Here is a 25642-nt window from a genome sequence, read left to right on the forward strand (position 1 = left end):
TTCGCCCCGCAATTCGACTACAATGGCGGCCTCCCCACATCCTCGCCCCAAAGAATTGTCGAACATGCAAACCGCACTTTCACTAGTCCGCTCGTTTCTTCCCGCGTTGCTAGGCGTGGCTATCAGCGGAGCCGTTGGACAAGCTGCCGACGAGCTTCCTCAAACACCCAAACGCGATGGAGTTGAGCCACGCAACGTGGTCTTCATCTTGACCGATGACCATCGATTTGACGCGATGGGTTGTGCTGGTCACCCGTTCCTAGAAACCCCAAACTTGGATTCGATCGCGGCCAACGGCACGCATATCAAGAACGCGTTTGTCACGACCAGCTTGTGCTCACCCAGCCGTGCGTCCATCTTGACTGGTTTGTACACCCACAAGCACCGCGTGATCGACAACAACCGTTTGGTACCTGACGGCACGTTGTTCTTTCCGCAGTATTTGCAACGAGCCGGATACGACACCGCTTTTGTCGGAAAATGGCACATGGGCGGGCATCACGACGACCCGCGTCCGGGCTTTGACCACTGGGTCAGTTTTCGTGGGCAAGGAAATTATTTGCCGCCCGGTCCCAAGTACACGCTCAACGTCAACGGCGAACGAGTGAAGCAAAAGGGTTACATCACCGATGAATTGACCGACTACGCAGTGGACTGGTTGAAAGAACGCGACGACGACGAGCCATTCTTTCTCTACCTGTCTCACAAGGCTGTCCATTCCAATTTCACTCCCGCTGAACGACACCAGGGTCGCTATGCGGATGAAGACCTCAGTTTTTTGCCGACGGGAAAAGAACTATCCGCTGACAAAAACACGCCCCGCTGGGTCCGTGATCAGAAAAACAGCTGGCACGGAATTGATTTCTCGTACCACAGCGACAAGGGACTGGACTATCTGTACCGTCGCTATTGCGAATCAGTGTTGGCTGTCGATGACAGCGTTGGCCGTGTGCTACAGCAGCTCAAGGACATGGGAATCCATGATGACACGTTGATCATTTACATGGGCGACAACGGGTTCATGTGGGGCGAGCACGGATTGATTGACAAACGTGTCTCTTACGAAGCCTCGATTCGCGTTCCGATGCTGATGCAATGCCCCAATCTGTTCGACGGTGGCCAACCAATCGAAAACGTCGTTGGAAACATCGACGTCGGACCGACCATTTTGCACGCCGCAGGTTTGCAGACACCGGAATACATGGATGGTCAAAGCTTCCTTGATCTACCCAACAATCGCGACGCCGATTGGCGGAAGTACTTTTTGTACGTCTACTACTGGGAAAAGAACTTCCCGCAAACCCCCACCCAGTTTGCCTTGCGAGGTGATCGCTTCAAATACATCACCTACTACGGGCTTTGGGACACCGACGAATTGTATGATTTGCAAACCGATCCCGACGAGCTGAACAATCTGATTCACGATCCGGACTACAAATCAGTCGCCAAGGAGATGGAAGATCAGCTCTACGCGATGCTCGGAGACGAGGGTGGGATGGACATCCCCATGAACCAACCTCGCGGTGGATCAAACAACAAACGCTGGTCAGAACAAGGCGGTTCCGATGCCGCCGACTTCCCAAAAGCCTTTGTCGTTGAGGAACCGATCAACCGCAACGCCAACTAAAACGAAGCATCCGTTTCATGAAGCAAGCCGAACGTTGAACCATTGACTCGGCAAACACGACCAATCCATCACAAGCGGCGGCGCTCTCTCAAGAGCCCGCCGCTTTTTCGTTGAATCCCCAAACTCTCTCCCCTTCCCTTCCGTATGGTGCCACCCACCATCCTGTTGACTAAACTGCCGCTTTGCGTATGATGTCTTTCTCTTGACGATTCCTTGGAGAACCGAGCGATGCCACGGCCTCAACGATGTGAACAGTTTGATCCCGCTGAAGTTGGAATTGTGCACGTGGTCCAACGATGCGTCCGCCGTACGTTTCTCGCGGGTTTGGACCACGCGAGTGGCAGGGACTACTCGTTCCGCAAGGATTGGATTCGCCGACGGATGGAAGCTCTCGCTTCAGTTTTTGCAGTCGATGTGCTTTCCTATGCCATCATGAGCAACCACATGCACCAGATCCTCCGCAATCGTCCGGATGTTTGTGCCCAGTGGACTGACGAGGACGTTGCCATTCGGTGGCTGCGTGTCTTTCCAGGGCGTCGCATGGAAGAACACTTGGCCGAACCCACCGAAAACGACGTTCAGATGCTGGTTCGCAACAAAGAGCGACTGGCCGAAGTCCGAAGTCGCTTGTCTGACATCTCCTGGTTCATGCGAGCCTTAGCGGAGCCGATTGCTAGGATGGCGAACAAACAGGACGAGTGCACCGGCAGGTTCTGGGAAGGTCGCTTCAAGGCACAACGAATCGTCGACGAAGCTGGTTTGCTCGCGTGCAGCATGTACGTTGATCTGAACCCGGTCCGCGCCGCTATGTCGGAAACGCCTGAGACAAGCCCACACACCAGCGCTTACGATCGGATCGAAGCTCGAAAAGGTGAACGAATCCCTTCTGCAGCATTTGACCTCAAGCCGATTCCCACCGAAAAAGCCGGTCGTGAAATCCGAAAGACACCAGTCGAAGCCCTTCAACAAAAACGCAAGGCGAAACGGCGCAATCCAACCGGCAAACGCATTCGACGTGATGAATGGTTGAGTCCTTTGACACTACGCGAATCGGATCTCTCGAATGAACCACAAATGCACACCAAAGGATTTCGCAGCAGTGACCGCGGATTCTTGAACATTCGCTGGAGTGACTACAAACGACTGCTGGACTGGACGGCAGCCCAGGCGGTTGTCAACCAAGCCGGCAAATTGCCCGAGCGTCTCGCAAAAACTCTGTCCGAGATCGGAATTGAGGCTTCGATGTGGCGTGATTTGGTGTGGGATTGGCAGAAGTATTTCGGTAAAACGAGCTGCATCGGCCGTCCTGATTCACTCAAGGCGGACGCTGAACGCACCGGTCGCCACCATCACCGCGGTCAAGTCCAAGCAGCGGGTTGCTTTGGCTAATCCCAACGAATCAACCTTCAGGAATCACCTGCAACCTCTCCTGACAATCACAAGACTGAACTCAATCAGACCTGCCAAAAGCGACGTTCTGCGTTGGCAGTTTGTGCACAATGAATCAGCAAACGGCAAACGATGGCGACGTCCCAAATTGCCTCGCGTCTCCCGATCCTCATCTCCACAAACCGCGGCAAGCATTCGTTAGCTAACCAGTAGCCAACGGAGGTCCTCGGTCAGCCTGAAAAGAACCGGTTAACGGTTCACTCCCAGCAAACTCTGGGACTCATTCGCAAGCATGAGGCGGGTATCAAACCCGGCTGAAAGTTGAATGGCGGAAGTGCATGACGACCGGAGCGGCTCCGTCAGCGATGGACTGTCGATAGAGCAGACACCTGCCGGATCGGCGCTTTGGTAGGTGGAACTTTAAGTGGATGGCACCATTCAAAAGAAATGGGGAATTCAATTGGGTGCCTGCAGCATGGCAGTTGTCATTCGGCGAACAACGAGTTTCTGTCAGCCAGCTTTTTTTGGTGGGTGGCACCACACAGAGGAAGTGCGTGGACGAATACGCAGAGAGAGAGTGCGTTGATGCACACTGAGATGTGCAGTGATTTCCGGATTGTTCATCACTGCGGAATCGTTTGCATGGAAAATCATTCACCGGTTCGTGCTGAGCCTGCAGTTCAGTTACAAACGACGGAAACGCGAAAGCGGTTGTTTTCAGCGACGCCATTGAAAACGCTTTCAAAAACAAAGCACGCGGGTGAGCGAGAATCGCTTTTCCTCCTATTTCCCGGGATGCTGGGTACGCAAACTGCGAACCAAACTCAGTGCGAGACATCGAGGCTGAATACGCAGGAGCGCGAAGACGGTAGCGATCTGTGTCGCACGAACAATTGACGTTGATTCACAACGGTCCGGTCGAACCTTTGGCACCACCAAAGCATTCGATCTAATCCAGAAGGCAATCTGGATGAAGCCACGCACCATTTACGGCATCGCCCAACAGCTTGGATAACAATCATGCGTAACCTCATTGTCTTCGCGTCACACGAAGGACAAACAGAACAGATTGCCGAACGAATCCATCGACGCTTGCTAGAACATTCCATGCCAAGCGATGTCTTGGATGTCGTTCAACACTCGGCGACTGAAATTCAAGTCGAAGCGTATGACGCAGTGCTGATTGGATCGCCAATGCACTTTGGACGCCACGATCCTCGCATTCGCTTCTTCATCGAACACAATCTCGCATTTCTTCGCGAAATACCAACCGCATTTTTCTCGGTGAGCTTGGCGTCCGCGAGCAAGAAACGAAAAGAACGCGCCGAAGCAGAAAGGTTGGCCAACGAGTTCTTGCAATCGACACAGTGGATACCACCAGTCATGGACTGCTTCGCGGGTGCTCTCAAGTATTCCAAATACGGATGGCTGAAACGACAAATCATGCACCGAATTGCTCAGCGGTCCGGGGAAGAAACGAGCTTCGAACAGGACTACGAATACACAGATTGGGAACGAGTCGATGATTTTGCAGATCGTTTTGCGACATTGGTCCGAGCGTGCAAACGTTCGCCCGAGCTTCGTCCTCGTTTCAGCGAAATGCGGTTGCCCACTCGAGAATATTCGCTTCGCCGAGTTCGATCGAAACGACGAACCGCTAATCTGTACCACGTGGTCGCCAACGGTGGCCGCCTGAATGGTTGGGTGCCTCACACCGGAGCGTTTCGATGCATGAAGTCTCCGTTGATTGGTCGGATGTGTGCAAAACGATCGAGAACCAAACTGGGACTCGCGCGGACCTCAAGAAAAAGATCGCAAGGGGATTTATTACTGGGCGTCAAACAACAGACAAACAAGCCACTCCCCAAACTCGCAGCTTCGCAACGGAACGGAATGCCAATCTGGTGCAGGACGAATCGTTGAGACGATATTTAATACCCGTCTATTCACAACAACTCAAAACGTTCCCCGTTGAATTGCACTTCCCCAGCCGAAACCCAATTCAGGAGAGCAATGACAAGACGGCATGAATGATAAAACGTTCAAGCGACCATCACATTGAGACGCCTCGCCACATCGTCCCGAAAACAACGGACCATAGACGAAAAACTCTAAGCAAAGTCGTCATCGCATCGGGACGGGACGAAGCCGGGACATTGGCCGATCAAGTTCGAATCAATGGCAAAGCATAGTTCTCGCGAAAATGTGGGCATTCACGTTCAACAGTCGAAGATGCTGAAACGCAAGAGCCCAAAATCAATCATCACGCGGTAACGAAGCTTCACCGATCAAACGTTCGCTTTGAATCCGGGGAAGCATTAGAAATCGGTCAGAGATTTTGGAGCCCAAGCAACCCGCAACGCATTCAGCACCGCTACCACATCGATGGCTTCTTGAGCGATCGCACCCGCGACCGGCGGAAGATACCCAGCGGAGGCGATCAGCATTCCGATCACACTTAGCGTCATGCCACCGACAGCGCTTTGCAGAGCGATTCTTCGCATCCGCCGGCTGATATGCATCAGCTCGTCCACACGGGCGAGCGACGAATCCAAAATGACCACACCGGCAGCTTCCGTGGTCACATCACTATTTTGTCCGAACGCGATGCCGACCGTTGCGGCCATCAACGCAGGAGCATCGTTGATTCCGTCCCCGACGAAAACAGTTTTGGCCGCCTTGGTTTGCTCGGTCACGAATCGAAGTTTGTCTTCGGGGCTTTGATCGCCCAGGCATTCGGTGATACCAACTTGTTCGCCTAGATATTGCACCTCCGACGTGCGATCACCAGACAACAAGATGACTCGATTGACGCCATGGCGATCATCCAAGTGATCGACAAATGAATGGCCTTCGCTTCGCGGTGAATCGCGTAGCCGATAGGTGGCTGCGTATTCTCCGTCGATCAGGATCACGCATTCCAACCCGCCACTTTGTTCGGGCAAGCGTTCCGCCCAGCCGCCGCCTTTGGCAAGCAGTTTTTTGCGGCTGGTAATTTGCATTTCGTGGCCATCGACGATTCCGCGAAGTCCCGCACCGGGAGGTTCGCTGATTTCGGAAACGCTGAGCAAGGTATCTGATGATGACGTTTCGCTTTGTGCGGCGGCCGAAACGATTGCCTCTGCCAATGGATGCTTCGAGTAACGCTCGAGACTGGCGACCAACGTCAGTACACGAGCCGCATCCTGATTGGGATCAACTAATTGCTCGACCAACTTGGGTCGGCCGTAAGTCAGCGTTCCCGTTTTGTCAAAGATCATCGTCTTGCAGCGATCGACTTGCTCCAAGACCGAAGGGTCGCGAATGATGATCGAACGCCGAGCCGACAGAGAGATCGCACCGAGAATTGCAACCGGTATGGCAATCAACAAAGGGCATGGCGTGGCGACCACCATCACAGAAAGGAATCGCACCGGGTCGCCGCTTGCCACCCAAGCAGCAACGCCGATCAAAACCGCCAGCGGTGTGTAGAAGGCACCAAGCTGGTCGCCGAGCCGACGAATCTTCGGACGGTTTTGCTGTGACGACTCCATCACCTCCATGATTTTGGCGTAACGCGAATCGACAGCTCGCTTGTCCGCTCGAACCACCAGCGCCGAATCTCCATTGATTGCACCGGAGAGCACCAGTGAGCCGGGCGTTTTGGACATGCGATACGGTTCGCCAGTCAGATACGACTCGTCCATGGTGCCGCGACCTGACACGACCGTGGCATCCACCGGGCAGACTTTGTGTGGCAAAATCAATACGGTATCGCCGATAGCAATCTCATCCAGTGGGATCTCTTCCGTTGTGTCACCAACCTGTCGAATCGCGATGGCCGGCATTCGATTGGCCAGTGCACGCAACACCGACGAAGCGCTGCGTACGGCATAAGATTCCAATGCTTCCCCACCGGATAGCATCAAGACGACAATCGTGGCGGCCAGATATTCTCCCAGCAGCACGCCGGTCACGATTGAGATGCCGGCCAACAAATCCGATCCAAATTCGGCTCGAAATAGTTTGACCAACAGGTTCCAAACCAGAGGAACGCCGCCCAGAACGAGTGCGATCAACAACGGAAAATCACGAATTGCGACGCCCGCGACATCGCCGTCAATCGTCATCCCAAAACGCAACCACAGGTGCAGCGTGATCGCAACGATGGCAAGCCCTGCGATTCCCAGTTGCAAACGATTGTTCATATTTTCTGCCCGGCGGTTGTTGTGCGTCGTCCAACGCTGGAGAACTTTCGCGAAAGATTCGTTGATCCCTTCAGCCACTTACTGACCAAGATGACTGAACCGAGGACCGATCCCAAAGGGGGCTTCATTTCCCAGCCCGCCAGCAACAAGAGTCTCGGCTGATATCGAAATCTATTCAACAGGCGAATGTCGATTTGAACTCCATCGCTCAAGTTGAAGATGCTCACGTGCGGACAAGCCTAGCAGTTTTTGAATCGGTTGATTTAGCCAGGTAACCAGCAAGCAGTCGGCCAAACCTACGCGGGCCAGGTGTTTGGAAAGAGAATCCCCCGTACCAGATTCGGTAAATGGTGCTGACGAGCGTTAACGGGCGGAACAAGGAAAGCTTCACCGTTCGACAAGCACGCAAATGGATCGAGCGTTGACGTTCCATGTTGGAGATGCAACGCATTGATTTGCGGGGTCGTCGGAAAGTTCGCTCAGTGACGTGCGCGAGGTATCGATGGCGAGACGCCACTTCTCGAACGCCCACTCTTGGATTCCAAATTCGACCGAATCGCGCCCCGCATTGATCATGACATAGATGTCTGCATCGTCCTGTGATTCGCCATGCAAACAGTAGGCGAGTTGTCTCGATTCCAAGGACATATCGACCAAATGCCCCGTTCCGTACCATCGAACATCGCCCCGCCAAAAACGCGAACGGCTAATCGACGGATGGGATTTGCGGAAGGAGATTACCTCGCGGACGAAGTTGAAGATGTCCGCATGCTCGCTGCGTCGATCCCAGTCCAGCCAGCTCGTCTCGTTGTCTTGGTTGTACGGGTTGTTGTTTCCGCGTTGGGTTTGAAGAAATTCGTCTCCCATCCGGAACATTGGCGTTCCGTTAGACAGCATCAGCAAGCAGAAAAAGTTGCGGACTTGCTGTTTGCGAAGCTGCAAGATCTCTGATGGCGTTCCGTCGTCTCCTTCCCAACCACAATCCCAACTGTATTCAAGGGCTCCGTCGGTGTTGTTATTTCCGTTGGCCCAGTTTCGTTTTTCGTTGTACGCCGTCAAATCGTACAGCGTGCTACCGTCATGCGACGTTATGTAGTTAACGCTTAACTGTGGTTGCAACGCATGAGGCAGGTCATCGGGGAAAAGATCGCAACTTCCGTACAGTCGCGTCATTAGATCAGAAACCATTCCGCAATCGCCACGGACAAACCGTTGCATGGTGTCTCGATAGTGAGCATTCCACTGCATCCAACGTTGCCCGGGGAACTTCTTACCCAATTGGAACTGGCCGTCAGCATCCCACGGTTCCGCAATCAACCGATCGTCACTGAGGTCGGAATCGGTGCCAATTTCACTAACGATGGGTGGATCATCCAAATTGATCGAACCATCACTGTTGCGAGTGAAGACAGATGCGAGATCGAAACGAAATCCGTCCACGTGCATCTGAGAATCCCAGAATCGCAGGCTGTCAACGATCATCCGGCGAACCGCTCGATTGGCCGTGTGCAATGTGTTGCCCGTTCCACTGTGGTTGGCGTATGGAGCGTTCGGATTGCCTGTCATCATGTAGGCCGTGCTGCTATCGATTCCTTTCCAACAATACGTTGGTCCGCGATGACCGCCTTCGCACGTGTGGTTGTATACAACATCCAGAATGACCTCGATGCCTGCCGCATGCAGTGCCTTTACCATCGTGCAAAATTCGTCTCTTTGATTGCAGGCCGTAGTGTTGGTCGCGTAAGCATGGTGCGGCGCAAAGAAATTCAAGGGCATGTATCCCCAATAGTCTCCGTCGCCCGGATCAAACTGGAAGACCGGCATCAACTCAACCGCGGTCACTCCCAATTCGACGAGATACGGAATTTTGTCAACGACGCCTAAAAACGTGCCTTGATGCGTTTCGGGCACTCCCGAGTTTGGATTCTTTGTGAATCCACGCACGTGCATTTCATAGATCACCAGGTCACTACCATGACGCAATACGCGATCCTCATTCCAATCGAATTCGCAGAATTGATTCGGCAATATTCCCAGAGGAGCTTGACCTGAGTTGGAACCGGGTCGTCGAGCTGCGTTGCGAGAAAACGATTCGGGGAAGAAGACTCCCCTGGCAAATGGATCCAGCAGAATCTTTTGAAAGTCAAAATCGTGGTGGTCGTAGCCTCCTTGCGGCGCTGGCCCATCCACTCGGTAGGCATAGTATGCCCACTCATCAGGATGTTCACTGCGGACACGGCAATGCCAAACCGGCCCCGACTTATTGAACAAATAGCTCAGCTCCACCTCTCGAGCTGGATGAACCAAGTCATCCTTCCTGTACAGCAGCAGATGCACGGCGGTGGCATGCCGCGAATAGAGTGAGAAATTGAAGGAAGACTCCTCCGCAATCCAACTGGCACCAAGTGGGAATGGCGAACCTTCAGCTTTTTCCCAAGCGTTCATATTGGAGTCCAGATTTGGAATCGACGGTGAGATACCGCGTTCACGAACATGCGAAACACGACGTTGCGAATTCAAATCCATTCACTCTTCCATTAGCCACTTGCGAGCCTGCTCCAATTCGCTGGCGTCGAAGTAACGAACAGAAGCCGTTGTGAACGGTTTGCAAAACACCGCCAACCCCCGTTCCCACTTTCGTTCGCCAACGATCGCGATGCGTTCGAAATCTCGAAAGTGCTTGGTATCAAACTTGATGTCTTCCCACAGAGTACCAGCGTCCCATCCATGAAAATCATGCATGGCGAATAAAACACGGATCTTGCCGTATTGATTGATCTGTTCTTCAGCGAGCGGTACGAGTTGCTGATAGGTTTCGCGGTCAAGTTTGCCGGAGACATGAACTTCAAGATACCTGCCTTGTGCAATCTCGTTGAGTTCCAGCGACATGATTGGGTTCCTGTTGAAGAGGACTCGAATGGAACGTGGTGTTCCGACGGCCAATCAGGGAAAGCAAACCCAGGACCAAACCGGATGAACAACAGTCTTAGAGGATTGCTAACCTGATGAATTCTCTTCTCTGTCACACAGCGTGTGCTATCGCCCATTTTTCGTCCGTATGTGCTCAGTCGCGACAGGCAATCAGGCGTCAATGAACGTGTCTGCGGATGATTGGCATCCGATTGGCCGAATGGCTCGTACTTTGCATGTTTGTCAGGTTTCTGTTTTCAACTTGTGAGGCATCCAATGAACGATCCATTTATTCAATCGGAGTGGCAGTCCCTGTGTGAACGTGTAAAGGGCTGCGCTCGGACACTTGCCACTGACGAATCCGAAGGAAAGATCTTCGCATCGCAGGCTCACAATTTTGCGGCCGGCGAACCGCCCCAAAGATATTCCGAGTTGCTCACGAAAGTAGCCGAAGCGGCACGCCTTGCCGTGAAGTGGCAATCGGACGTGGCGCATGACACCGCTGACCATTGCATCGACGAAGCAAGCGACGAAAGTTTCCCTGCCAGCGATCCTCCCGCGTTCACGGCCACTCACGCGTGAGATCACAACCGGTGTGATCACCAATCTCGTTTGAGTGTTCGTTGCTGCGGCATTGGGCTGCTGAGTTGCGAATCTCATCGACGCCGCCAAAGCATCCATCACACCAGCCACGATGACCTCCGTCGCTGCTTGCGACATCATGCTCAAACGCAATGACAGCACCGCTTGAGTTGTGGCCTGCCAAGCTGAGCGGGCAATCAGGTTGACGCTCGATCGTTCGCTTTCAGGCGTTCCAACTCATCGTGCTCTGCCTCGACAAAGAACAGCGGTAAGAAGGGGGTGTTGATCAACACCGCCAGAAAGAACAACCCGGACGCGATGATTCCGACGTATTGCCATTCAAAGAACGCCGCCGCGATGATGAATGCGGCGGCAGCGAGAACACCGAGCACCTTCAAAATCAGAAGCACACCTGCGGTTTCGACATCCGCTTGAATCTCTTGTTGGCTGAGTCGTTGCGCATCGCGCTCTCGCAAAGAGCTCGCTCGGGATCGCACTTCAAAGTAGTTCGCCAACGCCAACACCGCATACAGAAACGGAATCGGAATCGCTGCGAGGTAAGCGACTTCGGGGAACATAAGTAGAGACAGGATTGTCCCGATCAGACTGGCCGCCAACAGGATGCGTACTCCAGTTCGAAAGTGGCGGGAGAGAACGTGTGCGTCAGGCTCCGTGGGAAGCCGGTGGGTGGTCGCTGGAGTGCTCATTTGATTTTCCGGGTGGGTGAAAGGCCAATCTGAATGAGTGGCTGTCGGACGGCGACAACTCACAAGCGATTCACGTGCCCGGGCGTTTCGTCGGCGTTTGACAACACAAGAGTGCTCCAGTACGCACATTCACTGTGCGTTGAATGACAACCTGGCACAGAGCTGTTCGCTGCAAGAGTCTCGCGTGCTCCGTAAATCGTTCACTACGGAAGAGCGGAGATGTTTTTGCCAGGCAAGATGATTCATAACGGCGGTGGTACAAAGATTGCCGAGCAACAGTGACGTCGTCCATTCAACAAGAAAGCCAACGTCATGATTGAAACACTTGAGTCAACCCAGGTTTCTCACGAGACATTGCGAACGATCGACGCCTACTGGCGTGCAGCGAATTACTTGTCGGTGGGGCAGATCTACCTTTCCGACAATCCGTTGCTCAAACGCCCGCTTCGGATTGAGGACGTCAAAAAGATGCTTCTGGGTCACTGGGGAACGACGCCGGGTCAGAATTTTATCTACGCCCATTTGAACCGGACAATCAAACAAAATGATCTCAACATGATCTATGTCTCGGGTCCGGGACATGGTGGGCCCGCGGTCGTCGCCAATACGTATTTGGAAGGCTCCTACAGCGAGATCTACCCGCATATCAGCCAAGATGAGGCGGGAATGAGAAAGCTGTTCGTTCAGTTCTCGTTCCCAGGAGGGATCCCCAGTCACGCGTCGCCGGAGTGTCCCGGTTCAATTCACGAAGGCGGTGAACTTGGATATTCGCTGAGTCATTCCTTCGGTGCTGTATTCGACAATCCCGATTTGATCGTAGCTTGCGTGGTAGGCGATGGCGAAGCGGAGACAGGTCCGCTGGCAACGGCATGGCACTCGAACAAGTTTTTGAATCCAGCGACTGACGGTGCAGTGCTACCGATCTTGCATTTAAACGGATTCAAGATCGCGAACCCTACCATCCTCGCTCGCATCAACCACGAGGAGCTCGAGCAACTGATGCGAGGTTACGGGTGGACGCCCATTTTTGTGGAGGGCAAAGATCCAATGAAAATGCATGCTGCGATGGCGGAAGCCTTGGACGTCGCCATCGGACAAATCCGATCGATCCAACAGAATGCTCGCGAAACTGGCGACACATCTCGTCCTCGCTGGCCCATGATCGTGTTGAGATCGCCGAAGGGATGGACGGGTCCCAAGTTTGTCGATGGTGTCCGCAATGAAGGGACCTTTCATTCGCATCAAGTGCCTTTGTCTGATCCGGCCAAATGCCCCGAGCATCTGAAACAAATCGAGCAATGGCTCCGCAGCTATCGCCCAGAAGAACTGCTTGACGAAAACGGTCGACTTCGCCAGGAAATCGCGGATTTGGCACCCACGGGTGATCGTCGAATGGGAGCGAACCCGCATGCCAACGGCGGACGTTTGTTGCGGCGACTGAAGATGCCCGACTTCAGGGACTATGCCGTCGAAATTAGCCAACGCGGTTGCCGAGGAATTGGTGACACGCACGTCACGGGCAAATTCATTCGCGACATCGTTCGATTGAACGAAGAGCACAAAAACTTTCGCATCTTTGGCCCCGACGAAACGATCTCGAATGGCTTGGAAGCTGTATTCGATGTCACTCAGCGTCAATGGAACGCCGCGATCGTCGAAGATGATGAATCACTCGCACCGACCGGTCGTGTCCTGGAAATGTTGAGCGAGCATCAATGCGAAGGCTGGCTGGAAGGTTACCTGCTGACAGGTCGGCACGGGCTTTTCAATTGCTACGAAGCGTTTGTGCACATCGTCGATTCGATGTTCAACCAACACGCAAAGTGGTTGAAGGTGACGTCGGAATTGCCATGGCGCCACAAGATTGCGTCGCTGAACTATTTGCTCGCGTCGCACGTCTGGCGACAAGATCACAACGGGTTTACCCACCAAGACCCAGGTTTCCTCGACGTGGTCGTCAACAAGAAGGCCGAAATTGTTCGCGTCTACTTACCACCGGACGCCAATTGTCTGCTCTCGGTTATGGATCACTGCTTGCGAAGCCAGCACTATGTCAATGTCGTTGTCGCGGGCAAACACCCATCGCCGCAGTGGCTGACAATGGGCGAGGCAGCCGAACACTGCGCCAAAGGAATTGGAATTTGGGATTGGGCAGGCAACGAGTCCTCGAGTGACCCTGATGTCGTGATGGCTTGTTGTGGTGACGTCCCCACATTGGAAACGTTGGCTGCGGTTTCCATTTTGCGTGAGCATTTGCCCGATCTAACAATCCGGGTCGTCAACGTGGTCGACCTGATGCGACTGCAACCCAAATCAGAACACCCACATGGTCTCAGTGACTCAGACTTTGATGCTCTGTTCACCAAAAACAAACATGTGATCTTTGCCTTTCACGCGTACCCTTGGTTGGTTCATCGACTGACTTATCGTCGTACCAACCACGCCAACATTCATGTTCGCGGTTACAAGGAAGAAGGCACGATTACGACACCGTTTGACATGACCGTGCTAAATGACCTCGACCGATTTCATTTAGTAATGGATGCCATTGATCGTTTGCCCGAAACCGGCGGGCGAGGCCAACGCCTAAAAGCTTTGATGCAAGAGAAGTTAGTGGAGCATCGGCGATACATCAATGAGAACGGACAAGACATGCCCGAGATTCGTGACTGGGAATGGAGCGCCAGGTCATGAGCGATCAGTTCCCTCAAATTTATCTTGCTCGTCATGGCGAAACGCCGTGGACGATCACGGGGCAGCACACCGGATCGACAGACATGCCGCTGACACCCAAAGGCGAACGCAACGCCACTCAACTACAAGGTCGACTCGAAGGCATCCGTTTCAACGAAGTCTGGACCAGTCCTTTGCAGCGAGCCAAACGAACCTGTGAACTGGCAGGTTACGGCGAGCGGGCACGCGTCGTCACCGAGCTGGCCGAATGGGACTGCGGTGCATACGAAGGGCTCACGAGAAATGAAATTCACCAAAAGCATCCAGACTGGAATCTTTTTCGCGATGGTTGCCCCAACGGCGAATCATTGACGGACGTGGCGACGCGTGTCGATCGAGTGATCCAGCGAATCCGTCAGCGAAACGACACTTGCTTGCTGTTCGCTCACAAGCACTTTTTGCAAGTCTTCGCCGCCTGCTGGGTGGGGCTTCCTCCGGAGACTGGTCAACGTCTGTTTCTCGGTACGGCGGCGTTGAGCATCGTTGGCTATCACCACGACCAAAGTGATTCAGTCATCCGGTTGTGGAACGACCGAAGCTATCTGACTGACTAAGCAGGTACGCAGGTGTCGTCGGGTATGTGAGCCGTTTGGCGTTAGCCACCGTTCCCACGCAAAACCGGGGCTAACGTCCAAACGGCTCACAAGATGAAACCCAACCATTCCTGCACACTTGCCTAATTAAAAGACATCTGAGGTTGCAATTCGCATTCGGTTGGAATGCCTTCCATCGCGGCACGGCGAATGCTTTTCATTGGGTTGGTCTCGAGAGCACTCCAGAGATGTCCAAATATGCACACTCAGCCATTGCCGTCTTCGTCCGATATCAACACCAATACCGGAACAGCTTTAATGGAGAACGAACCGCTCTCTTCGAGTGATCCTAAGCAAGGTCATGTGGTTGCAGTTCGCGGCAGTGTGATTGACGTTCACTTCCCCGGCGAACCTCCGGCAATGAACTGCGAGTTGCGGATTGGGGACAGCGGTGATGTGGTGGCAGAAGTCGCCAGCCAACTCGACCCACACACCGTGCGTGCCATCGCGATCACATCGCCACGCGGATTGTCACGGGGAACTCCCGTTCGAAGTTGTGGACGATCAATGCAAGTCCCCGTCGGCAAGCCTCTATTGGGCAGAGTGCTCGATGTGTTCGGCAACACGCTCGACGATGGTGAAAGTTTGAAGTCCGTCGAACACCGCAGCATCCATCAGACGCCACCGACGATCAATCGACGAATCGCGAAATCGGAAGTGTTCACGACCGGTATCAAAGCAATCGATTTGTTGTCGCCACTTGAACGAGGTGGTAAAGCGGGGCTGTTCGGTGGTGCAGGAGTTGGCAAAACCGTTTTGATCACCGAATTGATCCACAACATCGTCGGCGGTCACGATGGGATCAGTTTGTTTTGCGGAATTGGTGAGCGGTGCCGAGAGGCTGAAGAGTTGTACCGCGAAATGGGAGCAGCCGGTGTTCGCGACAACACGGTCATGGTTTTTGGACAGATGAACGAACCGCCGGGTGCCCGATTTCGGGTTGGGCATGCTGCGCTGACGATGGCGGAGTCCTTTCGGGACGATGCCAAGCAAGATGTGCTGCTGTTGATTGACAACATCTTTCGGTTTGTGCAGGCCGGGATGGAAGTCTCCGGATTGCTGGGCCAATTGCCATCCCGTGTCGGGTATCAGCCTTCGCTCGCAAGCGACCTAGCGGAGCTCGAAGAACGAATCTGCACCACGTCCGATGCGGCGATCACGTCAGTGCAAGCCGTCTATGTTCCGGCCGATGATTTCACCGACCCGTCAGCGGTGCACACCTTTGCTCACCTATCCGCAACCGTCGTTTTGTCGCGAAAAAGAGCGAGCGAAGGATTGTATCCCGCCATCGATCCATTGAAGTCGACCTCAGAGATGATGCTTCCCGGTGTGGTTGGCGATCGGCACTACAAAACCGCCAGCAATGTGCGTCAAACGTTGGCCGGATACGAAGAATTGAAAGACATCATCGCGATGCTGGGCATGGAAGAACTGTCTCGCCAAGATCGTTTGACAGTGAATCGGGCCAGACGCTTGGAACGGTTCTTGACCCAGCCCTTCTTCACAACGCAGCAATTCACCGGTCACGAGGGACACATGGTCAGTATCGAAGACACATTGGACGGATGCGAACGAATCCTGAATGACGAGTTTCAAGATCGGCCCGAGCGAGACCTGTACATGGTGGGCAAAATCCCGAGTTCCAAGCCATGAACCTGACGCTGAACACGCCTAACGAGATCGTATTGAACTTGACGGTCAACAAAGTGGTTGCCGAGGGCACACACGGGAGTTTTTGTTTGCTGCCACGACATGTCGACTTCTTGGCCGCTTTGGTGCCCGGTTTGCTGAGCTGGGTTGATGAGACTGGGAAAGAATCGTTTGCAGCCGTCGGAAATGGGATCTTGGTCAAGCGAGCCAATGATGTCTACGTCTCCGCCGAAGCCGCTTCCCATGGAACGGAATTGGAGGAACTGCGACGTTTGGTGCGTGAAGAATTTTCGCAGATGGATGAACAGCAGCGAGCCGCCCATACGGCAGTCGCGCGGTTGGAAGCGGACTTCCTTCGCCGGACGATGGCACTGACCGAAGATCATGTCGTGTAAGGAACGAATCAAGCCATGAACAAACGACAAACGCTTCAAGACAACGTTGATGCAAAGCAATCTCGCAAGCTCGACGCGCGTCAACAAGGTGATCGTTCGGCGTGGTTTGGACTGGGCATGTTCGGGTTGGTTGGGTGGTCCATCGCGATTCCAACATTGCTTGGGATTGCTATGGGAATCTGGGTCGATGAACATTGGCCGAGTCGATTTTCGTGGACGTTGATGCTGTTGATCGGTGGCGTCGGGGTCGGCTGCTTGAACGCTTGGTGGTGGGTCAACCGGGAGAATGAAGATGAATGAATGGGTCGCGATGACAGGTGGATTTCTTGCGGGAGCCGCTGCAGCGGTGTTCTTCGTGGCGTCGTTGTGGTGGACCACAGTTCGTTTGCCAGCGTCTCGCCAGCCGTGGTTGTTGCTTTGCGGCAGTGCGTTGCTACGAATGGCGGTGGTGTTGGGTGTTCTGGCAATGCTGGCACGAAGTGGGGATTGGCGCATCTTGGTGGCCGCGGCCATGGGATTCGCGCTCATCCGCACGGTCGGCGTGTGCACTATCGCTCAGCGTGACACTAGCTTTCAACTTGCGACAACACAAACTTCGCCCGCAAAAACTTTGCATCCCGGGAGCGAACGATGAACGGCGTGCAAATATCACCGGACGAATCAATCCTCTGGCAATCGGAAGCTTGGCCGGTCGTGAAGATCAATGTGACGCTTGCCTTCACTTGGCTAGTGATGGCGTTGCTGGTCATCGGCTCGTGGTGGATCACGCGACGATTGACTAGCGATACCAAAATCCCACGCTGGCAGAACCTCTTGGAAGTGCTGGTCACCGGCATTCGAGATCAAATCCGAGATGTCAGCCGACACGATCCGGGGCCGTACATGCCGTTCGTAGGAACACTATTCCTATTCATCGCCGTGGCAAACTTGCTGAGCATCGTGCCTGGCTACGTCGCACCGACTGGATCTTTGTCGACAACAGCAGCACTAGCGACGTGTGTGTTTGTGGCTGTTCCTGTGTTCGGCATCGCCTCGCACGGGGTGGGCGACTACTTGAAGCGGTACCTGCAACCAACTCCTTTGATGCTGCCTTTTAATTTGATTGGCGAACTTTCCAGGACTTTGGCACTGGCTGTGCGTTTGTACGGGAACATGATGAGCGGCGCAGTGATCGCCGCGATTTTGATCAGCTTCGTCCCACTCTTCGTTCCAATCGTGATGCAAGTGATGGGGCTGCTGACTGGAATGATCCAAGCTTACATCTTTGCGGTGTTGGCAATGGTTTACATCGCTTCGGCAACCAAAGTCGCGAAGTGATCGTGTTCGACAAAACGGTTGCACTCCTGTCGCTCGCATGCCGAACACCGAATTTGCATTTCAATTCCAAAGGAAAACACCATGGATAGCACCACGTCAATCGCCGTCGCCAGCATCATCATGGCGGGACTGACCACCGCGATTGGTTCGATCGGGCCTGCGTTTGCTGAAGGGCGCGCCGTGGCACAGGCTCTCAATTCGATTGCACAGCAACCGGATTCCTCCAACACGATCACTCGCACCCTGTTTGTGGGTTTAGCGATGATCGAGTCGACGGCCATATACTGCTTTGTCGTTTCGATGATCTTGTTATTCGCAAACCCCTTCTGGAACCAGCTGACGCAGTAGGAAGGGATACAAAGCGATGAGCATTGATTGGTTCACCTTTACCGCACAAGTCATCAACTTCCTGGTCCTGGTTGGGTTGTTGCGATACTTCCTTTACGCACCCATTGTCCGCGCGATGCAAGCACGGGAACAGAAAGTGACACAATGTCTGACTGATGCGGAGACAGCGAAAGTCGAAGCGAACCAGCAACGCATGTCGCTCGAAAAACAGACGCAATTGCTGCAGGAACGACGCGAGGAACTGCTTACCAAAGCCAAAGCCGACGCGGACAACGAACGTCAACGACTGATCGCCGAGGCACGGAAAGAAGCGGACACACGACGAGAACATTGGACGTCCACCTTTGAACGAGACCAAAAAGACCTGGCCGATCAAACTCGTCGTGACATTCAGCGAATGGGGTTTCAGGCGGCGAGAGAAACGGTTCAACAACTGGCGGACGAGGATTTGCAGAAGCGGGTTTGCCAAACATTTGTCAAACAGTTGCAGACGCTGGGCGAGGATCAACTTGCTGCGATTGCCACCCAACTGGCTGATTCAGGGAACCCGGTCTTGGTTCGATCTGCCAAAGGTCTGGATAGCAGCGACCAAAATCAAATTCGTGACGCGATCCATCGGGTGTTTGAAAACAAGGTGGAAGTTCGCTTCGAATCTGAGCCTGCGTTGATCGCGGGAATCGAGATGGACGCGGGCGGATACAGTCTGCCTTGGAACGCCGAACGTACGCTGAAGACGATGGAGGCCAACGTGGCGTAAGCAACGGTGCCGAAGTCGGATGAGACAATCGACTCTTTCAACGATGACGTGTCGCTTCCGCCAAGACTCGCCGCTGTGCACCCCCAATCGATCATGACCACCTATTCAGAAACGCTTGAAACCGCCGCTCAGCAATTTGATCAAGCGGTCAAATCGCAACCCAGCCAACTGACCGTCACCGAAATCGGCACCGTCGAAGAGGTCCAGCGCGGGATCGCACGCGTTCACGGTTTGCCACACGTTCAGGTCGATGAAGTGCTTCGGTTTGCTGGTGGTCATCTTGGTTACGCGTTCAACTTGGATCCCGACCAAGTCGGTTGTGTGTTATTGGATTCCAGCGATCAGATCACCGCAGGTTCGCGGGTGGAGCGAATGCACTCGGTGCTGGACACACCCGTTGGCGACCAGTTGCTCGGCCGCGTGGTGGACCCGGTGGGTCGGCCTTTGGACGGTGGCCGTTCGCTTGATGATCTACCACGCGAACCTTGCGAACGCGACGCGCCGCCGATTATGCAACGTGCTCCGGTGACGGTTCCGTTGCAATCGGGGCTGAAAGTTGTTGACGCGATGATTCCGATCGGGCGTGGCCAACGGCAACTGCTACTCGGCGATCGCCAAACGGGCAAGACTGCAATTGCGATCGACACGATCATCAACCAACTCGGCCGCGATGTGATTTGCATCTATTGCAGCATCGGTCAACGAAGCACAGGCGTCGCTCGCGTGATCGAAAACTTGCGTCGTCACGACGCCTTGGACCACACGATCGTGGTCATCGGTGCTGATGACGCCCCGCCAGGGTTGCAGTTCCTTGCTCCATACGCGGCAACGACGATGGGTGAGCACTTCATGCGACAGGGCCGTGACGTCATGATTGTCTACGATGACCTGACATCCCACGCGAGAGCATACCGCCACCTGTCATTGCTGCTGCGGCGCCCGCCAGGTCGAGAGGCATTTCCGGGCGACATCTTTTACGTTCACTCACGGTTGCTGGAACGGTCCACGCACTTGATCCAAAGTGCTGGCGGAGGCTCGTTGACGGCACTTCCCATCATTGAAACGGAAGCCCAAAACGTTTCGGCCTACATACCGACAAATCTGATTTCGATCACGGACGGCCAAATCTACCTCTCGCCCACGTTGTTTCGAAAGGGCGTGTTGCCCGCGATCGATGTTGGACGCAGCGTGTCTCGCGTGGGTGGCAAAACTCAACTGCCCGCCTACCGAGTCGTGGCGGGTGACTTGCGATTGACATACTCGCAATTCGAAGAACTGGAACGATTTGCTCGCTTCAGCAGTCAACTCGACGAGGACACCCGCGCAACACTCGATCGCGGACGATTGATTCGCGAAATATTGAAGCAGACACAGTTTCAGCCGCTCACGTTGCCGCAACAGATTGCTTCGTTGATAGCGGTGACCAATGGCGTATTGGATGGCGTTCCCGTGGACCAACTTCCGACGATTGAACGTGCGATTCAAGATGCGGTGACGTCGCAAGCGAATGATTTGTGTGCGCAAATGCAGTCGGGGAAAAAGCTCGACAAACAACAGGTAGGACAGATCGCCAACATCGCTGCCGGAGCGGTTCATGCCCACGCTTGAACTCTTGCGTCGAAAGATCGAAACAGCGTCGGACTTGCAGTCAGTTGTGACAACGATGAAAACGTTGGCCGCCGTTCGAATACACCAATACCAGCGAGCTGCGGACGCGTTGATGGATTACAACCGAACCATTGAATTAGGACTGCAAGTGATCCTACGAGAGCAGAGACTGCAACCTCTGCAGACCAGCGAGTGGGGCGGTCAGAACCGACCATCGAGTGGGCACGAAAATGGTTCACACCATGGCGTGATTGTCTTTGGAAGCGACCAAGGCATGTGCGGTCAATTCAATGAACAAATCGCAACGCATGCCTTGGAACATCATGCCAAGCACTGCCGGCGGCCTCCCGAGGCATTGTGGATTGTGGGAGCAAGGGTCGCGTTTCTATCGACCGACAGTGGTTGGTTGATTGACGAAGCGTTTCGGATTCCGACCACGGTGCCCGAGATCGCGGACTGCGTCAGCGATTTGCTGACCGCGGTGGAAGCGGTGCGAGAACAACGCAATTTGACGAAACTGAGAATCTACTCAAACAAGCGATCGTCTGCGGGATCGTACCAACCCAACACAACTCAACTGTTGCCGATCGATTTCGCATGGCTGAAACAACTTTCGGTCAAGCAATGGGAATCGCCCTGCTTGCCAACTTTCGGCGGCGAGCGTGAAGAGTTGTTTTCACGGCTTGTACGTGAAAGCCTTTACGTTTCGCTGTACCAAGCTTGTGCGGAATCCTTGGCCAGCGAAAACGCCAGTCGGATCGCAGCGATGCAAGCAGCGGAAAAGAACATCGAAGAAACACTTGATGAACTGAACACGGCTTTTAAAACTCAACGGCAAACCGCGATCACCGAAGAGTTGCTGGATGTTGTCGTCGGCTTCGAAGCGTTGACGCAAAGCGAGCGGTAAATCGCTCACAATCATCGACGAAACCAAGCCGGCATGATCACTCCTAGTCGCTATTGATCGAACGGATCCACACAAAGCAAACCTTCAACCAGGGTCGTGCTGGCACAACCGAGTGTGCGTGGATCACTCAATGCGTCCACCGACGCACAGATTCCAGGTTGCCAAAACGATCCGACCTGGGTTTCCAATGACGGTATGTCATTTGCCAATCCTTGACTGAATTGTTTCGCCTCGCTTCAACTCGCATCAGGAGTTCAGTCATGTCTCTTTCCAAGCAGTGGTTCCGCACTGGTCTTGTCGCTATTTCGCTTGCCCTCGCATCCGTTGGTCCGTCAACAAACGCGGAGGAGACATCCAATGTAGATGGAAGCGGGCAAAAGGTAGTGGTGCACCTGTCTCACTTCACCGATGATTTGCATCGCTGCTTCATGGCGGTGAAGGTTGCCAATTTGATGCAAGACTACGGCGCCGATGTGACGTTGTTTGTCGATTTGGAGGGAGTCCGCATCGCCGAACGCAAACAGGAACTCAAATTCAATTGGGGACCGGATTCGCCATCTTTGGCGGAACTCTACGAGAAGTTTGCAGACGGTGGTGGCAAAGTTTTGGTTTGCCCACATTGTGCCAAGTCAGCTCATGTCACCGACCCTGGACTCAAACGCAACGCACAGATCGCGACTCTACCGATGCTCGGAAAGATGCTGATCGAAGCTGACAAGGTCATGGACTATTGATCCGAAGACAGTCACACCATTGCACTAAGAAACAATCGTCGGCGGGTGAATCCTCAACGGGACAACCCGCAATGGAACGTCCTGTCGCCGCTCTCTCAACGAGTTGCAAACTCACCTGATGAAGCGAGTCCGTTTTGGGTTGAGATTGCGGTGCCAAATATTCAGACGGCAACTGATTGATCAGCTTGGTCGTCATTTAGGGAGTCGCTGCCATGGACTCAATCCTTCCTCGCAATGTAGGCTATTCAAAAACACCTACTTGAGCTGGAGAAGGGCACCTTGAGTCAGCACGAAAATCCATATTCAACACCTCAGTTTACAGCGAATGAGTCTGGCGAGCCTCCCCGCCAATATGAACCTCAAGGTGATTTCAAACCATTCAAGTCCATCTGGCTTTCGCCACGAAGGACCGTTCGCCAGATTATTTCAACTGATCCCACGTTGCACGTGGTGCTGTTGGCATGTTTTTCTGGAATTGGCGAGACGCTGGACCGTGCCTCGATGCGTGACCTTGGCGATCGTTTGCCATTGCCTGCGATCATCGCCGTCGCCGTCATCCTCGGACCGATCGGTGGGCTGATTGGGGTTTGGATTGGGGCTTGGCTGGTTGCCATTACCGGCAAATGGATGGGCGGCAAGGGAACCAGTGAAACGGTTCGAACCGCTTTGACTTGGGCATCAATCCCCAGCATCGTTGCGTCGATACTTTGGATTCCTCAACTGTTGCTCCTGAGAGAGGAATTGTTCACGAGCGAAACACCTCGCTTGGAATCGAACCCAGGATTGATCGTTCCGGTCCTTGCTCTGTCGCTGGTCGAGATTGTTTTGGCGGTATGGTCGTTCGTGTTGATGTGCAACACCATCGCCGAAGTTCAATCATTCGGATCCGCATGGCGAGGTCTGTTCAACCTGATTCTCGCGGGTGCCATTGTCCTCGTCCCGATCATGGCGTTGGTATTCACGGTGGTTGCACTCAGTTGAAATTGAGCGAGTGCAGTTGACCGGGGTCAACTCACTTCTTGGCAACCAAACTGACGCCGACAATGGCGATCGCCATTCCGGCGAAGTGTTTCCACGACGAAGGTTCGCCAAGAATCATGACGGCGAGCAACATCGTCAACACTGGCCCGACCGAACCGATCACGGTCGTTCGGGTCGCTCCAATCTTCAAAATGGCTTCGTTGATCATGAAGCTTGGGATCACCGTGCATACGAACGCGAGAACCAGCCCGTACACGTAAACGATCGGTTGAACCTCGAAGAAGTCATTGATCGAATGCGTCATCAGGAAGTGGATGGCAACGAAGAACGTCGAGCCGATCATCGCCAAACTGGTGAATTCACGGCTACCGATTTTCTGCATCACCGGTTTGGCGAACAACACGTACAGCGAGTAGCTTAGCGCGGCAAGGAAAACCAAGAAGACTCCCCAACCGGTGTTGGCGTCGGGAGTGAACGATTTCTCTTGTCCGTACATCAAGTAAACGCCGGCGTAGGACAAACCGATCGCGATCAAGATTCTTGCGTTGATTTGTTCCCCCAGAAACATCCACGCCAGCGCGGCGACCATCGCCGGATAGGTGAACAGGGTCAGCCTCTCGAGTTGTGCAGACACGTACTCGAGTCCCGACAAATCGAGATAGGAGGCGAGGTAGTAGCCGAGGAATCCGAGCAACAGTGAACGGATCACGATCGGCATAGGAAAAGCTGGGACATCCGAACCGGCCACCAAAGCCCACCGACGCCGAAGCAACACCGCGAACACAATCACATAGAACGGGAATGCCATCCCCATCCGAATGGCCAGCAACAGCGTCGCATCAGCTCCCGCGGCGAAGGAGAGCTTGATAAAGATCGACTTCAGAGCGAACAGAAACGTTCCCACGATCGCCAGTGTCACTCCCCACGAAAATTGGAGTGGGATCGGACTGGTCTTTGCGACAGATTTGACGGCGGTGGTTTCCGTGGTCACGGAATGACTCAATTCGATGGAGCGAGGGCGATGAAGACGGCATCAGAGTCGCAATGCAAGAAAGATGTCGCAACCCGTAAACCTGCTTCTGCGGTGACACCGAACTGACGCAATCGGTTCACCCGAATTACGATCACTCAGACAGCACGCCGCTCGTCCCCATCGCGTCTTTCAGGACCGCAACTCGACAAACCGCCAACTACGCCGGAGGCTGCTCGCTGTCATAGGGAACCTTCGCGTTATGCAATTCTGCCAACGCATTGGCCGCCGCTCGTTGCTCGGCGTCCTTCTTGTTGTTTCCCCAAGCGGGAGCAAAACGGCGGTCGTCGACCATCGCACCCATCAAGAACATCTTGCGATGGTCCGGCCCGGTTTCACGAATCAACTTGTAAACCGGAGTCGCTGACAATTCGCGTTGAGCAAATTGCTGGAGGACCGATTTGTGATTGCCCGATCCCTGTGTATCGACGGCCAAGTTGACTTCTTCGGCCAACCACAGTTTCAACCGATCACGAACGATCTCAGGCCCACCGTCGATGTACAACGCCGCAATGACGGCCTCGAAAACATCACTGACCAATGACTTGGGATAACTGCGATTGCGGGTCACACCACGACCGACGATCAAGCATTGATCGAGCCCCAGCTTGCAGGCGACCTTACCACACGAGCGACGACTGACGACGGCAGATTTGATTTTGGTCAAATCTCCTTCGCTGTACTCTGGGTATTCGTTGAATAACCATTCGCAAACGGTCAGGCCCAACACCGAATCACCCAAAAACTCCAACCGTTCGTTGCTGGCCAATCGATGCGATGCACCGGATGCGTGTGTGAGAGCCGACCTCAACAGATCAAGGTCACGAAAGTCGTACCCCAATATCTCTTGGCAACGCTCGATCTTTGCGACCGCGTCGGCGTAAGGCTCATCGTCCGAGGCATCGACCAACCGAATCGCTTGTAAGCCATCATCCGGATTGGATGACGACGAAGCGTCCATAGCGGTCGGGTCCGCCTCTCGGGATGACATCGCCGATGAGGAGAGCGATTCTCGTGACGAATCACGAGAAGATTTCGGTGACTGGGCTGACACGCGCAGGAAGACCTCTTGGATTGGGATGGGGAAGAAACGACAGGAGTGTCAAATCTTCAGTCCCGCGCCGGTGACCGAAACAAAGGGCTGTCTCGGCCACCGGTGAGCGACTGGTGGGAGGAAATGGATCCAT

General features: G+C 54.0%; 23 protein-coding genes. 16 read left to right on the forward strand and 7 right to left on the reverse strand.

What is annotated here, in order from left to right:
- Window positions 1–22 precede the first annotated feature (22 nt).
- The 3 genes from RB_RS09765 to hemG all read left to right on the forward strand — a co-directional run bounded on the left by RB_RS09765 (window position 23) and on the right by hemG (window position 4939).
- The gene (locus RB_RS09765) at window positions 23–1627 is read left to right on the forward strand and encodes a sulfatase family protein (protein WP_011120149.1); all 1605 of its coding nucleotides are present in this window, start codon (window positions 23–25) and stop codon (window positions 1625–1627) included.
- A gap of 228 nt (window positions 1628–1855) precedes the next feature.
- Complete coding sequence (locus tag RB_RS09770; RefSeq protein WP_164921801.1) at window positions 1856–3016, forward strand: hypothetical protein; 1161 nt, start codon at window positions 1856–1858, stop codon at window positions 3014–3016.
- Between the two features lie 1020 nt (window positions 3017–4036).
- On the forward strand, window positions 4037–4939 hold the full coding sequence (gene hemG / locus RB_RS09775; RefSeq protein ID WP_011120154.1) for a menaquinone-dependent protoporphyrinogen IX dehydrogenase: 903 nt from the start codon (window positions 4037–4039) through the stop codon (window positions 4937–4939).
- Between the two features lie 395 nt (window positions 4940–5334).
- Here hemG and RB_RS09780 read toward each other — a convergent pair whose 3' ends face one another.
- The 5 genes from RB_RS09780 to RB_RS09800 all read right to left on the reverse strand — a co-directional run bounded on the left by RB_RS09780 (window position 5335) and on the right by RB_RS09800 (window position 11402).
- Window positions 5335–7203, reverse strand: coding sequence for a heavy metal translocating P-type ATPase (locus RB_RS09780; RefSeq protein WP_164921802.1), 1869 nt, complete (start codon window positions 7201–7203; stop codon window positions 5335–5337).
- 387 nt (window positions 7204–7590) lie between these two features.
- Window positions 7591–9729 carry a glycogen debranching protein gene (locus tag RB_RS09785; protein WP_011120158.1) on the reverse strand — a complete coding sequence of 713 codons (2139 nt, stop codon included), beginning with the start codon at window positions 9727–9729 and terminating at the stop codon, window positions 7591–7593.
- Window positions 9730–10092 carry a SpoIIAA family protein gene (locus tag RB_RS09790; protein ID WP_164921803.1) on the reverse strand — a complete coding sequence of 121 codons (363 nt, stop codon included), beginning with the start codon at window positions 10090–10092 and terminating at the stop codon, window positions 9730–9732.
- Window positions 10093–10356: 264 nt separating this feature from the next.
- Window positions 10357–10836 carry a hypothetical protein gene (locus RB_RS09795; RefSeq protein WP_164921804.1) on the reverse strand — a complete coding sequence of 160 codons (480 nt, stop codon included), beginning with the start codon at window positions 10834–10836 and terminating at the stop codon, window positions 10357–10359.
- Between the two features lie 56 nt (window positions 10837–10892).
- Window positions 10893–11402 (reverse strand): hypothetical protein, encoded by a 510-nt coding sequence (locus tag RB_RS09800; RefSeq protein WP_231846363.1) that lies wholly within the window; start codon window positions 11400–11402, stop codon window positions 10893–10895.
- 312 nt (window positions 11403–11714) lie between these two features.
- On the opposite strand from RB_RS09800, the gene RB_RS09805 reads away from it, so the two are divergent.
- The 13 genes from RB_RS09805 to RB_RS09870 all read left to right on the forward strand — a co-directional run bounded on the left by RB_RS09805 (window position 11715) and on the right by RB_RS09870 (window position 23425).
- On the forward strand, window positions 11715–14096 hold the full coding sequence (locus RB_RS09805) for a phosphoketolase family protein (protein ID WP_011120163.1): 2382 nt from the start codon (window positions 11715–11717) through the stop codon (window positions 14094–14096).
- Entirely contained in the window at window positions 14093–14689 is a 597-nt protein-coding gene (locus tag RB_RS09810; RefSeq protein ID WP_164921805.1) for a histidine phosphatase family protein, read from the forward strand. The genes RB_RS09805 and RB_RS09810 overlap by 4 nt, the downstream gene beginning before the upstream one ends.
- Before the next feature lie 237 nt (window positions 14690–14926).
- On the forward strand, window positions 14927–16381 hold the full coding sequence (gene atpD / locus RB_RS09815) for a F0F1 ATP synthase subunit beta (RefSeq protein WP_164921806.1): 1455 nt from the start codon (window positions 14927–14929) through the stop codon (window positions 16379–16381).
- On the forward strand, window positions 16378–16773 hold the full coding sequence (locus RB_RS09820) for a F0F1 ATP synthase subunit epsilon (RefSeq protein ID WP_011120166.1): 396 nt from the start codon (window positions 16378–16380) through the stop codon (window positions 16771–16773). Before atpD ends, RB_RS09820 begins: the two co-directional genes overlap by 4 nt.
- Window positions 16774–16788: 15 nt before the next feature.
- Window positions 16789–17073, forward strand: a complete 285-nt coding sequence (locus tag RB_RS09825) for an AtpZ/AtpI family protein (RefSeq protein ID WP_011120167.1) — start codon at window positions 16789–16791, stop codon at window positions 17071–17073.
- Window positions 17066–17407 (forward strand): N-ATPase subunit AtpR, encoded by a 342-nt coding sequence (locus RB_RS09830; protein WP_007335135.1) that lies wholly within the window; start codon window positions 17066–17068, stop codon window positions 17405–17407. Before RB_RS09825 ends, RB_RS09830 begins: the two co-directional genes overlap by 8 nt.
- Window positions 17404–18090: a F0F1 ATP synthase subunit A gene (locus RB_RS09835; protein ID WP_007328512.1), complete on the forward strand. Its 687-nt coding sequence runs from the start codon at window positions 17404–17406 to the stop codon at window positions 18088–18090. The genes RB_RS09830 and RB_RS09835 overlap by 4 nt, the downstream gene beginning before the upstream one ends.
- A gap of 81 nt (window positions 18091–18171) precedes the next feature.
- Window positions 18172–18438 carry a F0F1 ATP synthase subunit C gene (locus RB_RS09840; RefSeq protein WP_007328511.1) on the forward strand — a complete coding sequence of 89 codons (267 nt, stop codon included), beginning with the start codon at window positions 18172–18174 and terminating at the stop codon, window positions 18436–18438.
- Between the two features lie 16 nt (window positions 18439–18454).
- Window positions 18455–19195, forward strand: coding sequence for a F0F1 ATP synthase subunit delta (locus RB_RS09845; protein WP_011120169.1), 741 nt, complete (start codon window positions 18455–18457; stop codon window positions 19193–19195).
- A gap of 93 nt (window positions 19196–19288) precedes the next feature.
- The gene (locus RB_RS09850) at window positions 19289–20803 is read left to right on the forward strand and encodes an alternate F1F0 ATPase, F1 subunit alpha (RefSeq protein ID WP_164921807.1); all 1515 of its coding nucleotides are present in this window, start codon (window positions 19289–19291) and stop codon (window positions 20801–20803) included.
- Window positions 20790–21710 carry a F0F1 ATP synthase subunit gamma gene (locus RB_RS09855; protein ID WP_007340302.1) on the forward strand — a complete coding sequence of 307 codons (921 nt, stop codon included), beginning with the start codon at window positions 20790–20792 and terminating at the stop codon, window positions 21708–21710. The genes RB_RS09850 and RB_RS09855 overlap by 14 nt, the downstream gene beginning before the upstream one ends.
- Before the next feature lie 260 nt (window positions 21711–21970).
- Window positions 21971–22444: a DsrE family protein gene (locus RB_RS09860; RefSeq protein WP_037229002.1), complete on the forward strand. Its 474-nt coding sequence runs from the start codon at window positions 21971–21973 to the stop codon at window positions 22442–22444.
- 279 nt (window positions 22445–22723) lie between these two features.
- Entirely contained in the window at window positions 22724–23425 is a 702-nt protein-coding gene (locus RB_RS09870; protein ID WP_011120174.1) for a Yip1 family protein, read from the forward strand.
- A 31-nt stretch (window positions 23426–23456) separates the two neighbouring features.
- Here RB_RS09870 and RB_RS09875 read toward each other — a convergent pair whose 3' ends face one another.
- Together RB_RS09875 and rnc are read right to left on the reverse strand one after the other, a co-directional pair.
- Window positions 23457–24416 (reverse strand): DMT family transporter, encoded by a 960-nt coding sequence (locus tag RB_RS09875; RefSeq protein ID WP_164921808.1) that lies wholly within the window; start codon window positions 24414–24416, stop codon window positions 23457–23459.
- A gap of 199 nt (window positions 24417–24615) precedes the next feature.
- Window positions 24616–25509, reverse strand: coding sequence for a ribonuclease III (gene rnc / locus RB_RS09880; protein WP_011120177.1), 894 nt, complete (start codon window positions 25507–25509; stop codon window positions 24616–24618).
- Between the last annotated feature and the right edge of the window lie 133 nt (window positions 25510–25642).

Origin of the sequence: Rhodopirellula baltica SH 1 (assembly GCF_000196115.1) — a bacterium.
In the GTDB taxonomy this organism is placed as follows: Bacteria; Planctomycetota; Planctomycetia; order Pirellulales; family Pirellulaceae; genus Rhodopirellula; species Rhodopirellula baltica.

Coding starts and splice junctions, on each gene's coding strand:
- RB_RS09765 (WP_011120149.1), top strand. CDS start 23: ATGGCGGCCTCCCCACATCCTCGCCCCAAAGAATTGTCGAACATGCAA.
- RB_RS09770 (WP_164921801.1), top strand. CDS start 1,856: ATGCCACGGCCTCAACGATGTGAACAGTTTGATCCCGCTGAAGTTGGA.
- hemG (WP_011120154.1), top strand. CDS start 4,037: ATGCGTAACCTCATTGTCTTCGCGTCACACGAAGGACAAACAGAACAG.
- RB_RS09780 (WP_164921802.1), bottom strand. CDS start 7,203: ATGAACAATCGTTTGCAACTGGGAATCGCAGGGCTTGCCATCGTTGCG.
- RB_RS09785 (WP_011120158.1), bottom strand. CDS start 9,729: ATGGATTTGAATTCGCAACGTCGTGTTTCGCATGTTCGTGAACGCGGT.
- RB_RS09790 (WP_164921803.1), bottom strand. CDS start 10,092: ATGTCGCTGGAACTCAACGAGATTGCACAAGGCAGGTATCTTGAAGTT.
- RB_RS09795 (WP_164921804.1), bottom strand. CDS start 10,836: ATGATGTCGCAAGCAGCGACGGAGGTCATCGTGGCTGGTGTGATGGAT.
- RB_RS09800 (WP_231846363.1), bottom strand. CDS start 11,402: ATGAGCACTCCAGCGACCACCCACCGGCTTCCCACGGAGCCTGACGCA.
- RB_RS09805 (WP_011120163.1), top strand. CDS start 11,715: ATGATTGAAACACTTGAGTCAACCCAGGTTTCTCACGAGACATTGCGA.
- RB_RS09810 (WP_164921805.1), top strand. CDS start 14,093: ATGAGCGATCAGTTCCCTCAAATTTATCTTGCTCGTCATGGCGAAACG.
- atpD (WP_164921806.1), top strand. CDS start 14,927: ATGCACACTCAGCCATTGCCGTCTTCGTCCGATATCAACACCAATACC.
- RB_RS09820 (WP_011120166.1), top strand. CDS start 16,378: ATGAACCTGACGCTGAACACGCCTAACGAGATCGTATTGAACTTGACG.
- RB_RS09825 (WP_011120167.1), top strand. CDS start 16,789: ATGAACAAACGACAAACGCTTCAAGACAACGTTGATGCAAAGCAATCT.
- RB_RS09830 (WP_007335135.1), top strand. CDS start 17,066: ATGAATGAATGGGTCGCGATGACAGGTGGATTTCTTGCGGGAGCCGCT.
- RB_RS09835 (WP_007328512.1), top strand. CDS start 17,404: ATGAACGGCGTGCAAATATCACCGGACGAATCAATCCTCTGGCAATCG.
- RB_RS09840 (WP_007328511.1), top strand. CDS start 18,172: ATGGATAGCACCACGTCAATCGCCGTCGCCAGCATCATCATGGCGGGA.
- RB_RS09845 (WP_011120169.1), top strand. CDS start 18,455: ATGAGCATTGATTGGTTCACCTTTACCGCACAAGTCATCAACTTCCTG.
- RB_RS09850 (WP_164921807.1), top strand. CDS start 19,289: ATGACCACCTATTCAGAAACGCTTGAAACCGCCGCTCAGCAATTTGAT.
- RB_RS09855 (WP_007340302.1), top strand. CDS start 20,790: ATGCCCACGCTTGAACTCTTGCGTCGAAAGATCGAAACAGCGTCGGAC.
- RB_RS09860 (WP_037229002.1), top strand. CDS start 21,971: ATGTCTCTTTCCAAGCAGTGGTTCCGCACTGGTCTTGTCGCTATTTCG.